This is a genomic window from Parvibaculum sp. (assembly GCF_002684405.1).
Taxonomy (GTDB): Bacteria; Pseudomonadota; Alphaproteobacteria; order Parvibaculales; family Parvibaculaceae; genus Parvibaculum.
Genome location: NZ_NYVD01000111.1, coordinates 1 through 12205, shown reverse-complemented (window position 1 = coordinate 12205; position 12205 = coordinate 1). Strand labels below are relative to the sequence as shown.

Annotated in this window: 14 protein-coding genes; 4 read left to right on the top strand and 10 right to left on the bottom strand. The window is 62.3% G+C overall.

The genetic code is table 11. The features are described from left to right. Positions 1–115 precede the first annotated feature (115 nt). Together CMI59_RS10330 and CMI59_RS10325 are read left to right on the top strand one after the other, a co-directional pair. Positions 116–328: a DUF2093 domain-containing protein gene (locus tag CMI59_RS10330; RefSeq protein WP_293328137.1), complete on the top strand. Its 213-nt coding sequence runs from the start codon at positions 116–118 to the stop codon at positions 326–328. A gap of 5 nt (positions 329–333) precedes the next feature. Further along, positions 334–1158, top strand: a complete 825-nt coding sequence (locus tag CMI59_RS10325; protein ID WP_293328135.1) for a M23 family metallopeptidase — start codon at positions 334–336, stop codon at positions 1156–1158. A 43-nt stretch (positions 1159–1201) separates the two neighbouring features. Here CMI59_RS10325 and CMI59_RS10320 read toward each other — a convergent pair whose 3' ends face one another. The 10 genes from CMI59_RS10320 to CMI59_RS10275 all read right to left on the bottom strand — a co-directional run bounded on the left by CMI59_RS10320 (position 1202) and on the right by CMI59_RS10275 (position 10903). Continuing rightward, positions 1202–2101: a lysophospholipid acyltransferase family protein gene (locus CMI59_RS10320; RefSeq protein ID WP_293328133.1), complete on the bottom strand. Its 900-nt coding sequence runs from the start codon at positions 2099–2101 to the stop codon at positions 1202–1204. Between the two features lie 36 nt (positions 2102–2137). After that, entirely contained in the window at positions 2138–3133 is a 996-nt protein-coding gene (gene lpxK, locus CMI59_RS10315; RefSeq protein WP_293328131.1) for a tetraacyldisaccharide 4'-kinase, read from the bottom strand. A gap of 68 nt (positions 3134–3201) precedes the next feature. Continuing rightward, on the bottom strand, positions 3202–4518 hold the full coding sequence (locus tag CMI59_RS10310; RefSeq protein WP_293328129.1) for a 3-deoxy-D-manno-octulosonic acid transferase: 1317 nt from the start codon (positions 4516–4518) through the stop codon (positions 3202–3204). After that, positions 4515–5240 carry a lysophospholipid acyltransferase family protein gene (locus CMI59_RS10305; RefSeq protein ID WP_293328127.1) on the bottom strand — a complete coding sequence of 242 codons (726 nt, stop codon included), beginning with the start codon at positions 5238–5240 and terminating at the stop codon, positions 4515–4517. The genes CMI59_RS10310 and CMI59_RS10305 overlap by 4 nt, the downstream gene beginning before the upstream one ends. A 28-nt stretch (positions 5241–5268) precedes the next feature. After that, positions 5269–7182 (bottom strand): ABC transporter ATP-binding protein, encoded by a 1914-nt coding sequence (locus CMI59_RS10300; protein ID WP_293328125.1) that lies wholly within the window; start codon positions 7180–7182, stop codon positions 5269–5271. A gap of 155 nt (positions 7183–7337) precedes the next feature. Beyond that, entirely contained in the window at positions 7338–7895 is a 558-nt protein-coding gene (locus CMI59_RS10295) for a TspO/MBR family protein (RefSeq protein ID WP_293328123.1), read from the bottom strand. Next, on the bottom strand, positions 7892–8146 hold the full coding sequence (locus CMI59_RS10290) for a DUF4170 domain-containing protein (RefSeq protein WP_293328121.1): 255 nt from the start codon (positions 8144–8146) through the stop codon (positions 7892–7894). Before CMI59_RS10290 ends, CMI59_RS10295 begins: the two co-directional genes overlap by 4 nt. Positions 8147–8261: 115 nt before the next feature. Further along, positions 8262–9077 carry a 3'(2'),5'-bisphosphate nucleotidase CysQ gene (locus CMI59_RS10285; RefSeq protein ID WP_293328119.1) on the bottom strand — a complete coding sequence of 272 codons (816 nt, stop codon included), beginning with the start codon at positions 9075–9077 and terminating at the stop codon, positions 8262–8264. Further along, entirely contained in the window at positions 9064–10419 is a 1356-nt protein-coding gene (locus CMI59_RS10280; protein WP_293328116.1) for a TldD/PmbA family protein, read from the bottom strand. Before CMI59_RS10280 ends, CMI59_RS10285 begins: the two co-directional genes overlap by 14 nt. Before the next feature lie 88 nt (positions 10420–10507). Beyond that, on the bottom strand, positions 10508–10903 hold the full coding sequence (locus tag CMI59_RS10275; protein ID WP_293328113.1) for an MAPEG family protein: 396 nt from the start codon (positions 10901–10903) through the stop codon (positions 10508–10510). A gap of 190 nt (positions 10904–11093) precedes the next feature. Here CMI59_RS10275 and CMI59_RS10270 point away from each other — a divergent pair, with 190 nt between their 5' ends. Next, complete coding sequence (locus tag CMI59_RS10270) at positions 11094–11702, top strand: cytochrome b (RefSeq protein ID WP_293328110.1); 609 nt, start codon at positions 11094–11096, stop codon at positions 11700–11702. Further along, the coding region (locus CMI59_RS10265) for a YceI family protein (RefSeq protein ID WP_293328107.1) at positions 11699–12205 on the top strand (507 nt) is incomplete at its 3' end. The genes CMI59_RS10270 and CMI59_RS10265, both read left to right, overlap by 4 nt.

Sequence of the window (12205 nt, the reverse complement as noted above, 5' to 3'; positions counted from 1 at the left end):
GCCACGCGCGAAGCCGACCCCCGCCAGGCCCAAAAGCGGCCCCGCGCCGAAGCAGGGCAAACTCCTTTGACCGGCGGCTTTGATCGAACAGGCTCTCCGCTGTAAGGTGCGCGCCATGAACAGGTTCGACAATATGGGCGGTGAAGCCAAGCTTGTGTATGGCGACGGGGAATACTCCGTCGTGAAGCAGGGCTCCTATGTGGTTTGCGCGGTGACGGGCAAGAATATCCCTCTCGATCAGCTCCGCTACTGGAGCGTCGATCTGCAGGAAGCCTATGCGACGCCGGAAGCCTCGCTTCAGCGACACCGCGAAATGCAGAAAGACTGACACCCATGAGGGCAAGCCGTTGGGTGCTGGCGATGGCTGTGGCCGCCTTTGCGGCGATGCCGTCGCTTGCATGGGCCAAAGTCGAATTGCGCGGCAAGCTGGAACAGGGCGCCGTCATCGTCGGCGATGTCGAGTCGGGCGCGAAGGTGTCGCTCGACGGCAAATCCGTCATGGTGTCGCCGGATGGGCTTTTCGTGGTGGGGTTCGGGCGCGACGCCGGTTCCAAGGCCATCCTGAAAGTGACCCATGCGGATGGCCGGACCGAAACGCGCAGCCTTGCCATTGCCAAACGCGATTATGAGATACAGCGCATCAACGGCGTGGCGCGGAAATATGTGACGCCGCCGCCGGACGTGCTGAAGCGCATCGCGAAAGAACGAAAGCTCAAGGCCGCTGCCCGCCCCGCCGATACGCCGGATGCGTATTTTGCCGAGAAGTTCGAATGGCCTGCCAAGGGCGTTATCAGCGGTGTCTATGGCAGTCAGCGCATTTTCAACGGCAAGCCGCGCCGGCCGCATTTCGGCGTCGACGTCGCGGCCCCCACCGGTACGCCCATCGTGGCCCCGGCGGACGGCATCGTGACGCTTGCCCAGCCCGATATGTTCTATGAGGGCGGTCTCGTCTTCCTCGATCATGGGCATGGCCTGATCGGCTATTTCATGCACATGTCGAAAATCGACGTGAAGACCGGCGAGCATGTGAAGCGCGGGCAGAAGATCGGCGAGATCGGCCAGACGGGCCGCGCGACGGGACCGCATGTCCATTGGGGCATGACCTGGCAGGGCACCTATGTCGATCCGGCAACCCTGGTCGGCCCCATGCCGAAGTAGCGGGTCGAAGTAACGGCTCCGCGAAACGTCAGTTCCGCCACCTTTAGTTTCTTTGGGCGATTTCCCGTTCGGGCCACCGATTATGCAGCCAGAGCCATTCATGCGGCCGGCTACGAATCTGCGCTTCCAGGTGATCGTTCAGCAATTGCGTCAGCCGCATGATTTCGCCCACGCGATCGGCGGAGGGGTCCGCCATGATCGGCTCGCTGCAGCGCAGGGTGAAATGAGCGCCGTCTTCGCGTTCGATCGCGGCGAGAACGATGGGGAGACCGTAACGCACGGCAAGGCCGGCAGGCGCGGCGGGCGTCATGGCCTGCATCCCGAAAAAGCGTGCCTCGACACCGTCATTCATCTTCTGGTCGGCGAGCATGGCGATGCATTTGCCCTGCTTGAGGAGGCGCATCAGGATCCGCGCGCCTTCGCCCCCCTTGGGGATCTGCACGGAGGCGGTCGCCCGTTCGCGCAACTCGATCATCCACTGGTTCACGAGCGGGTTGTTGGCATGGCGATAGATGTCGCCGCCATGAATGTCGCGAAGCCGCATGGCGATCGGCATCAACTCCCAATTGGCGAAATGGCCGGAGACGAGCAGCATGGAACCGCGCTGCGCCAGCTGCACGGCCTGATCGGCATTCTCGAATCGGATTCGCCCGCTCTCTGAAGACACGAAATCTTCCAGATAGGCATATTCGGCCATGGTGCGACCGAGATTTTCCCACATATCCGCAACGATCCGCTCGATCTCGTCGGTCCCTAGCTCCGGCATGGCGGCGTGGAGATTTTTCCGGGCGCGCCGGGTGATACCGAGCTTCGGTCCGACGAAGCGGGTGAGGCGCCCGCCAAGCGCCGATGCGCGGTCGAGCCCCCAGAGACGGAAGAAGCCGAGGGCAAGGCGCAAGCCGGCGAATTCGATATGGTTAACGAGACTGTTTCTGCGGGACATCCGAGCGGGCGATATCTGTTTTGCTGGCCGCTTATATCAGCCCGCTTCGCCCCTTGCGAGCCGGTGGCGACGCAAGGCTTCTGCGATGAGTGTCTCTAGCTGCGCCATATCGGCGATCACAGCACGGATCGGGACGGTACGCAGGCTTTCCGAGAGCTTTGCCCGGGCGCTGCCGGCAGGCGCGCGCGCGAGCCGGATGGCGTCCTTTTCGGTGGTGACAAGATGCGCATCGCATTCATGAGCCCTGACCATCAGGCGGGACGCCTCGCGGTCGGTAAAGGCGTGATGATCGGGAAAATCCTGCGTCGCCACGATATCGGCGCCGAGCCCACGTAGCGTTTCGTAGAATTTTTCGGGGCGACCGATTCCTGAAAAGGCGAGAACCTGCGCACCCGCAAAGGATGGCTCCTGCGGAACCGGCTTGGCGATGGATCGGTAGACGGGAATACCACGCGCCATTGCGCGCGCGGCGAGGCCATCGCCTGCGTGACCGCGCCCGGTCAGGATCACCGCCTGCGCGCGGTTGAGCGCATCGCCTGCTTCCTCGCGCAAGGGACCGGCGGGAAAGACATGGCCGTTGCCGGTGCCCACGCCCGCATCGATAACGAGAACGGAAAAATCCTTCGCAAGATACGGGTTCTGGAACCCGTCATCCATGATGATGACGCTCGCTCCCGCGCCTGCGGCCGCCTTCGCGCCCGCCACGCGGTCGGCCGAAACCCATGTCGGTGCCAGTCGCGCAAGAAGAAGCGGCTCGTCACCCACTTCGGCCACCGTGTGGGCGGCAGGATCGACCCTCACCGTACCTTGCGATGTGCGCCGGTAGCCGCGCGAAAGAAAATGTACTTTTTCGCCCTGCTCAATGAGGCGCTCGGCAATGGCAAGCGCAATCGGTGTCTTGCCCGCGCCGCCCATCGTGACATTGCCGATGCAGATTACCGGCACGCGAACATGCTCGGGCCGTGCCGTTTTGTTTCGGATGCGGGCGGCCAGCCCGTAAAACGCACCGAAGGGCGACAGGAGCTGTGCCATGATCGGCATGCCCCTTTTTCGGGCGGGATACCAGAAGCGCGGTGCACGCATCCCAGGTCGCCTTTCAGTCAGGTTTTCTGTTTGGGCGCGAGCAGGCGCAAAAGAGCTGCGAGTGTACGCTCGGTCGCACCGCTATCTTCGCTGGCTATGCGTCTCGCCGCTTCGCCCATCATCATGCGCTTCTCGGTATCGTCGAGCAATGCCGCAATGGTTTGCGTCATGGCATTCGCATCCAATACGCGCAGCATGCCGCCGCCCTCTTCGAGCACCGCATAGGCTTCCTGAAAATTGAAATCGCTCGGCCCGGCAATGAGGGCGCAGCCGAGACGCGCCGGCTCGAATGGATTATGTCCGCCCATCTCGGCGAAGGTGCCACCGACAAACACAAGATTGGAGAGCCGGTAGAACAGCCCGACCTCGCCAAGCGTATCGACGAGATAGATCTGCGTATGCGCCGCGGGGACATCGCCCGAAGAACGCGTCATGACGGAAAGACCCATGCCGGATAGCGTTTTGGCGAGCTGTGGGCCGCGCGCGGGATGGCGCAATAAGATGATGGTGAGGAGGTCCGGACGGGTTTGCGCCAATGAAAGATGCGCCTGAGCCGCAGCCTCTTCCTCGCCTTCATGCGTGTTCGTTGCTACCCAGACCGGGCGTTTGCCGATGGCGTGCTGTAGGGCACCGAGCGCATGCGGGTCCGCCGATGGAGCCGGCGCGTCATGTTTGAGGTTGCCGGGGAGTTCGGTATAGGCGGCACCCAGCGCTTCCAGCCGATCCGCGCTCGCCGCGCTTTGCGCCAGAATGACGGAAAACCGGCCGACCAGATCGGCAATCATGCCGGGGGCTCTTTGCCAGCTCTGGAAGGATTTTTCGGTGATGCGTCCGTTGATCAGCGCCAGCGGAATACGCCGCCGGTCCGTTTCGGCAATCAGGTTGGGCCAGAACTCGGATTCGACCCAGACCGCCAGATCGGGTTTCCAGTGATCGAGAAAACGCGCGCAGAAAGCCGGGTGATCGAGCGGTACGAACTGATGGAACGCTTCCTTGGGCAGTCTTTGCGATAGCAATTCGGCGGATGTCAGCGTTCCTGTCGTGACCAGTACATTGACGCCCGGCACCTCGTCGATCAGCCGCCGGATCAAGGTGAGAATGGAAAGGGATTCCCCGATGCTCGCGGCGTGAAACCAGACAAGATTGCCCTCGGGTCTCGGCCTGGAGGCGATGCCGTAGCGCTCGCCGAGCCGGGCTGCATCTTCCTTGCCGCGCTTCAATCGAGCCCTGAGAAGCAGCGGGGCGACGGGCCGCAAGAGGCGCGTGACAAGGGCGTAAACGGCAAGCCCCGTGCGGGAAGGGGCGGGGACTGTCTTCGCATCCGTTCCGCTCAACGCACCACGGCTCCCGCCTCGTTATGCGCAGGCGTCCGGCCGACGATCCTGTCCGCCTCGGCCGTCACCGCGTTGAGGGCTTCCTCGACATGCTGACGGGCCTGCTCAAGCGCTTCCTCGTCGGCGTCGCGGGCGACATAGATCGGATCGCCCAGCACGAGCGCACCGCGGGAGAAGGGCAGATTGATCGTGAACCTGTCCCAGTTGTTGAGCTGAACACGCGACCGCGTCGTTGCCGCGACGGGGACGATGGGGCGTCCGGAAAGCCGGGCCAGCATGACGATGCCTTCCCCCGCGCGCCGTCCGGGGCCGGGGGGGAAGTCGGCTGTGAGGCCGACCGAAACATTTTCGCCGAGCGCGCGTATCATCGCGCGCAAGGCGCTCGCGCCGCCTTTCTGACGATGTTTAGGCCGCTGGTGTTCGCCCTTGGGGGCGCCCGACCCGCGAATGGTGCCGAAACCCAGATTGGCCATGATCTTGGCGATGATCTGTCCGTCGCCATGACGCGAGACCAGCACACGCACTTCGCGCCAATTGTGCCATAGCGTCGGAATGAGCAGGTTCTGGCCGTGCCATGTGGCGACGATGAAAGGTTCGTCGCCGGCCCAGAATTGTGCTGCGACATGGGACCGGCGTATTTCGAAACGGCCCGTCTGGCGCACGAAACGAATGAACAGGGCAGCCAGAAAGGCGACGCCGTCCATGAATGTTTCGCTTTTCACAATATCCTTTACCCGCGACATCTAACGCTCACTCTCCGGCAACCGCGGCAGCTTCCGCTTCCTGGCTTTCCTGTGCCGGCTCTTCGATAAACTGAGAGCGTGACAGCTCTGCATAGAGGCCGCCCTTCTTGATGAGTTCGTTATGCGTCCCATGTTCGAGCACGCGGCCCTCATCGATCACATAGATCATGTCCGCATGTTTGATCGTGGAAAGGCGATGCGCGATGACGAGCGTTGTCCGACCGATCATCAGACGCGACAGCGCATTCTGGACTTTGAGTTCCGATGCCGTGTCGAGCGCGGAGGTCGCTTCGTCGAGCAGCAGGATCGGCGCATCCTTCAGCATTGCCCGTGCGATAGCGATGCGTTGGCGCTGTCCGCCCGAAAGTTTCTGCCCGGCCTCGCCGACGAGAGAATCGTAGCCATTGGGAAGTTGGGAGATGAACTCGTCGGCGGCTGCGTTGCGTGCAGCCTCCCTGATTTCCTCATCCGTCGCATCGGCCCTGCCATAGGCGATATTCGCCCGGATGGTATCGTCGAACAGGAACGGTTCCTGCGTCACCAGCGCGCTGATTGCGCGGACGCTGTCGACGGTCACGTCCTTGAGGTCCTGTCCATCGATCAGAACGCGGCCCCCGGTCGGGTCGTAGAAGCGGGGCACGAGATTGAGGATGGTGCTCTTGCCCGCGCCGGAAGGACCGACAAGGGCGACGGTATGTCCCTTCGGCACGTCGAGGGAGACGCCGTGAAGAGCCGGTGTGCCGTCTGCATATTCGAAGCTGACATTCTCGAATTCCACCATTCCTTGCGGCACGGCGAGCGGCTTGGCACCGGGCGCGGTGACGACCTGCGGTTCGGTGTCGAGGATCGGAAAGAGCCGGATCGCGGCGGCGACGCCTTCCTGCATGGTGGTTTGTGTGTTGGCGAGCGCCTTGAGCGGCTGATAGGCAAGCATGAGCGCGGTGATGAAACCGGTCATTTCGCCGAGCGTCAGACTGCCCGCCTGGATCAGCACGATGCTGACATAGATGACAAGGCCGATGCCGATGCCGGAAAGGGCTTCGGTGGTGGGGCCGGATGCGGCCCTCATTCGGATCGCGATCAGGGCCTGCGTCACAAGTTGTTTGATGATGACCTTGGCGCGATCGAGTTCATGATCCTCGCGTCCATAAGCCTTGACCACGCGAATGCCCTTGAGGGTTTCCGAGATGAGCGTGGAGAGGTCGCCCGTACCCTCAAGGCTTTGCCGGGCGGCCTTGCGGGTTTTCTTGCCGAAACGCCGAAGGAAGAGAGCTGCCAGCGGCAGGATGCAGGTCGCAATCAGCGCGAGCTTCCAGTTCATGATGAAGACGGCGCCGAGCAGTCCGATCACAGAGAGGAGATTGCGCGCCTGATCGATCATCGACGTGGTGATGGTCCCGGTAAGCCGCCCGACATCGGCCATGAAGCTGGCGACGAAGCGGCCCGAATGCGTCGCGGAGAGCCAGGCGAGATCGGCGCGGACAATACGCTCGAACATCTTCGTCTGAATGCCCTCGACGATCCGCTGGCCAATCGTGCTCATGGTGACGGTGCTGCCATAGGAGGCGATGGACTTGATGCACATGATTACGGCGGCTGCCAGCGGAACGCCCCAGATCTGCCAGGCGGGCGGATTGGGATTGTTCACGACATCGTCGACCACGGTCTTGAGCAGCCAGGGAATGGCACCTGTCGTCGCGCCCACGACCGCGTTCAGCACGAGAGCAAAGGCGGCAAGTTTCCAGAGCGGCTTCAGATAGCTGCCGAGCATCCGCCGGGCGACGGACCAGGTGTTCAGGTCCCGGGCGAGTTCGCGCGCGGCCTCGGGGTCGGGCGCCTGCTCGGCGGCGTCGCGCATGGCCGGCGAAAGGGTGTCGTCCTGCGCCGCGGTTTCGCCGGGTTGTTCGCTCTTGCTGACCATAGATCCTCAGGCTCGCGTAATCCGGGCGGACCATACCATGCGGTCGTTACCCAATCCATACAGGCAGGGGAGTGTAAATTGTTGGAATAACGGGATTTTTTGTCCCTATTGCCGCCCTTGGGCGTACTCCCCGCCGATCGGCTGTCCCTCGTCGGTTATCCGTTGAGCAACCAGATGCCGGCATTCAGATAGGTCGCGAAGCCGACCCAGGCCAAATAGGGCAGCATCAATATCCCTGCAAGGGTGCTCTGCCTGAAGAAGGCAATGACCGTCAGGGCGATCATTATCAGCAGGGCCAGAATCTCGGCAAGCGCGATACCGGGCGCCTTGAGACCGAAAAACAGGACGGACCAGCCCAGATTGAGCATGAGCTGGCTGCCGAAAAGCGAGAGCGGCGCGCCGGCGGCAGAAAAAGAACCGACCGTCAGCCAGACCAGCCACGCGGCCAGCGCCATCGTGAAATAGAGCAGGTTCCAAACGACCGGGAAGACCCAGGGCGGGGGTGTCAGGGCGGGTTTGACCAGCGTGGGATACCACTCGTTCACGCTGCTGGCCGTAATGCTGCCCGCGATGCCGGCAACGGCAAATACCACGACAAGCGCCGCGAACAGCATAAGCACGCTGATTCCGGTCCGCGGGCTCTCATAACGCCCAACGTCCATGTCGTCGGTAGCGTTGCCGTTTTCCTGTCCTGGGCTGGAGCTGTTGTTCATCCTTCGGACGCACCTGTATGCCTGCCCTCCGGATCGTCTTCAGGGTCCAGCAGTTTATGCAGATGGACGATGAAATATCTCATATGGGCATTGTCGACAGTGCGTTGCGCGGCCGATTTCCAGGCATTATAGGCCGACTGGTAGTCGGGAAAGATGCCGACAATATCCAGTTTGCTCGTATCCTTGAAATCATAGCCCTGCAGATCAGCTAGTTCGCCGCCGAATACAAGGTGCAGCAATTGCTTGGTCATAGAGTTGCTTACTCCGATCCGAAGACACCCGATAAGGTGACGTGGGTCCTACGACCTCCCCCCGGGGAAAATATAGCATGCGCGGGCGCAAAGCATACTAACCGCCGCCATTTCGTCAGGATGGCAGACGAAGCATCGCAGTTCGCGCCATGATCCCGGCGTGCAGCACGGGGTTGGCTCCGACAAGGCTGGGCTGGTGTGTCGTGGCGCCGTCATAGCGAATTTCGTGTCCGTCATGCGCGGTCAAAAGGCCGCCGGCTTCTTCCAGAATGAGGTGGGCCGCGGCCAGGTCCCAGTCGTTCTTCGCGCTCAAGGCAATGACGGCATCGGCCGCTCCGCAGGCGACGAGCGCGATCCGGTAGGCGACAGAGTTCCGCTCTATGAAATCCATCGGCGGCCAGCGTTCGGGCCATGCCTTGTGTTCGAACATGGGCGGATGGGCCACCATCCGGCATCCTTCCACCTTCCGGCGGCTACCGACGTGGATGGGCTGGCCGTTGAGCCAGGCGCCCCGGCCTCGGGCGGCTTCGAAGAATTCGTCGGTGGCCGGGTTGAATACGATCCCGATCAGGGGGATTCCACCGGAGACGAGGGCGACCGAAATGGCGAAATGCGGTTTGCCTTTGGCAAAGGCCCGCGTGCCGTCAATGGGGTCGACGACCCAGAATTTCGACGCGGTCAGACGGGATTTGTCATCCTCGGTCTCTTCCGACAGCCAGCCATAATCGGGCCTCGCCCCCCGGAGCCGGTCGCGCAGAAGGTCGTTCACCTCCAGGTCGGCTTCGGTAACAGGGTCGTTGGCGCCTTTGGTCCAGCTCCGGAAATCCCCCTTGTAGAAACTCAGCGCAAGCGCGCCGCCCTCGCGGACGGCCTGCCTGAGCAGGGCAAGATCATCGGCAATCGCGTCGCCATGGCCATTAGCTGCCGGCAATGGTCATGCTTTCCACGCGGAGTGTCGGGGCGTTGCTGCCATAGCGGAATTCCAGATCGTTGGCGGGTGTGATCTGGCGGAACATTTCCTTGAGGTTGCCTGCGACCGTGATTTCGCTGACCGGATAGGCGATCTCGCCGTTTTCGATCCAGAACCCCGACGCACCTCGGCTGTAATCGCCGGTGACTCCATTGACGCCCATGCCGATGAGTTCGGTCAGGTAGAGGCCCTGCTTGATGTCTGCGATCAGCTCTTCGGGCGGCAGTGTGCCGGGCGCCATATAAAGATTGCTCGCCGACGGAGACGGAGGGCCGCTGGTGCCCCGCGCCGCATGGCCGGTAGTTTTGAGCCCGAGCTGCCGCGCGGTCGAACTGTCGAGTAGCCAGCTTTGCAGGACGCCGTTCTCGATCAGCGTCATGGCCCGGTTGGCCACGCCCTCGCCGTCGAAGGGTTTGGACCTGAGGCCGCGCGCACGATGCGGATCGTCGTGAATGGCAATCCCCGGCGCGAACACTTCTTCGCCCATGCGGGACTTGAGGAAGCTCGTGCCGCGTGCGATGGCCGCGCCGTTGATGGCGCCCGCGAAGTGCCCGAGCAAGCTGTTGGAGACGCGCGGCGCATAGACGACCGGCACGGATTGAGACTTCACCTTGCGCGGGTTGAGGCGACGCACGGCGCGGCGACCGGCTTCCGTACCGACCTCGGCCGGCGCATCGAGATCGGAGAGATGGCGGGCGGAAGAAAATTCATAGTCCCGTTCCATCGCCGTGCCTTCGCCGGCGAGGACGGAAACGGACACCGAATGCGACGTGCCGGAATAGCTGCCGCGAAAACCGCCACTGGTCACGAGCGCAATTCCGCTCTTGCCCCAGCTCGCGCCCGCGCCGCCGGAATTGGTGACGCCCTCGATGGCGAGTGCCGCTTCTTCGGCCGCAGCCGCCCGTTCGCCCAGTTCCTCGGCGCTCGGGTGAGATGCATTGTCGGAAATATCGAGCGGCGGCCAGTCCTGCGCCAGGCGATCCGGATCCGCCAGCCCGCACCAGGGATCTTCCGGCGCGACCTTCGCCATCGCCACGGCGCGTTCGACGAGAGGCCCGATGACGTGATCGGAGAGGTCGGTGGAGGAGACAACGGCCTGCCGCTTGCCGCAAAAAACGCGAAGCCCGATATCCTTGCCCTCCGAGCGTTCGACATCTTCCAGATTGCCGAGCCGCCAGGATACGCCAAGCGAGGTGCCTTCCACGACAATCGCTTCGGCGGCGTCGGCGCCTGCTTTCAGGGCGCGTTCGACAAGCGTGTCGGCGATATCGAGCGTGGTTTTGCGGGTCGTCTGATTTGCCATGGATGAACACTGTCGTTGAACGAAGGGAGGCAAGGAAGTTCCCTCTTTCTATAGAGGTCCTTCCTTGCCGTCCAACATGGCAGCCCGCTCAGAGAAATGCGTAGTAGAGGCAGGCCGCGGCGGCGATGAGCTGCGAAATCCAGGTGAAGAGCGTGCCGAAAAGGCGGGGCGGCGAGCTTTCGCTGGTGCGCGACACGCCGATGGCATGAAGGATACGGCCGACGGTCAGAAGCGCGCCCACGACATGGAGCACATAGATAGACGCGCCGAGCAAATGGAGAACCACGAGGCCAACAAGACCGATCGGCGTGTACTCGACATTGGTGATATGAGCGCGGCTGGCATTATAGAGCCCCTGATCCTCGCCCGTGCCGGTCATCACCTTGGTGCGTACACGGCCCGATGAGACCCGATAGGCGAGAAGCAGGTTGATGAGCAGGTTGAGGCCGACATAAACCCCGATGATTTCCAGCGAATATTGCATGAGCGTTACCCCTTGTGCCGGCCTCCCATGGACCGGTTCGTGTCGATTCGAAATTTGCGGGAGCCACGCTAGCATGGCGGCCCACCCTCTGACATCGCTGCCAATCACGCTCTTTTGATGGCGGCGGACGGGGCGGGCGTTGCAGTGCGGGGGAATGCGCTGCATGGTCATACTGACGTAGGGAGAGGCAATGCAGCTGAGTAACTCACAAGACCGCTATGGTATTTTGTCCATCACTCTGCATTGGCTGGTTGCGATCCTCTTTCTGGCGATGTTGGCGATCGGTCTTGTAATGACCCGGCTTCCGCTCACAGATCCCCTCACATTTCCCCTTTATCAGCTCCACAAATCGATTGGCGCGACCCTGTTTCTCCTGATGGCGGTCCGCCTCGTCTTGCGCCTCGCAGTCGGAGTGCCGGACCTTCCCGCCGGTCTGACGCCGTTTGAGCGTTTTGCGGCCAGGGCAACTCATGCCGGGCTCTACGCAATCCTTCTCGCCATGCCGCTGACGGGGTGGGTGGTCGTATCGGCATCGCCCTTCGGCATAGCGACACTTCTTTATGGCGTGGTCCCATTACCCCATATCGGATTTATTGAGGCCAGCCCCGACAAGGCGGCCATCGAAAACGTAGCGAGTTGGGTGCACACCGTGCTGGCCGCGCTGGGCACCGGCCTTCTTTTGCTGCATGTCGCGGCGGCGCTTTGGCACCATTTCATGCGCCGGGACGAAGTGCTGATGCGTATGCTGGGGCGAAGCCGGAGGTCTCCGACAGAAACCGACCGGGAAACGAACTCATGAACAGAATGGCAATCGCCGTATTTGCTTTGCTGCTTGCCGGGACATGCGTATGGCCCGCGACCGCCGCAACCAGGTGGAACCCGGTTTCCGACCCGCAGACGATCTCCTGGGTAGCGACCGACGGCAGCGGGACGGCGATCAAGGGCGCTTGCGCCGCCTTTACATCCGATATCGCTTTCGATCCGGACGATCTCGCAAATGCCAGCGTGCGGGTCGAAATCGACACCGCTTCCTGCAAGACGGGTGAAGAGGAGAAGGACACCTATCTGCCGCAAGCGACCTGGTTCGATGTCGCCAGCTATCCCGTCGCCGTTTTCAGCGCCACGAGTTTCAGCCACGAAAACGGAAACGATTATGTCGCAGACGGGACTCTCACTCTGAAAGGGGTGAGTCTTCCAGTAAAGCTGCCCTTCGCGCTCGAAATAAAAGGCGACACGGCCCATGTCACGGGGAAGGCGGTCATCAATCGGCTGAATTTCGGCATCGGCAGCGGCCAGATGGCG

What these genes read in the sequence shown, in the direction of transcription:
- CMI59_RS10330 (WP_293328137.1), top strand. Translation starts at nt 116, where the DNA reads ATGAACAGGTTCGACAATATGGGCGGTGAAGCCAAGCTTGTGTATGGC.
- CMI59_RS10325 (WP_293328135.1), top strand. Translation starts at nt 334, where the DNA reads ATGAGGGCAAGCCGTTGGGTGCTGGCGATGGCTGTGGCCGCCTTTGCG.
- CMI59_RS10320 (WP_293328133.1), bottom strand. Translation starts at nt 2,101, where the DNA reads ATGTCCCGCAGAAACAGTCTCGTTAACCATATCGAATTCGCCGGCTTG.
- lpxK (WP_293328131.1), bottom strand. Translation starts at nt 3,133, where the DNA reads ATGGCACAGCTCCTGTCGCCCTTCGGTGCGTTTTACGGGCTGGCCGCC.
- CMI59_RS10300 (WP_293328125.1), bottom strand. Translation starts at nt 7,182, where the DNA reads ATGGTCAGCAAGAGCGAACAACCCGGCGAAACCGCGGCGCAGGACGAC.
- CMI59_RS10295 (WP_293328123.1), bottom strand. Translation starts at nt 7,895, where the DNA reads ATGAACAACAGCTCCAGCCCAGGACAGGAAAACGGCAACGCTACCGAC.
- CMI59_RS10290 (WP_293328121.1), bottom strand. Translation starts at nt 8,146, where the DNA reads ATGACCAAGCAATTGCTGCACCTTGTATTCGGCGGCGAACTAGCTGAT.
- CMI59_RS10280 (WP_293328116.1), bottom strand. Translation starts at nt 10,419, where the DNA reads ATGGCAAATCAGACGACCCGCAAAACCACGCTCGATATCGCCGACACG.
- CMI59_RS10275 (WP_293328113.1), bottom strand. Translation starts at nt 10,903, where the DNA reads ATGCAATATTCGCTGGAAATCATCGGGGTTTATGTCGGCCTCAACCTG.
- CMI59_RS10270 (WP_293328110.1), top strand. Translation starts at nt 11,094, where the DNA reads ATGCAGCTGAGTAACTCACAAGACCGCTATGGTATTTTGTCCATCACT.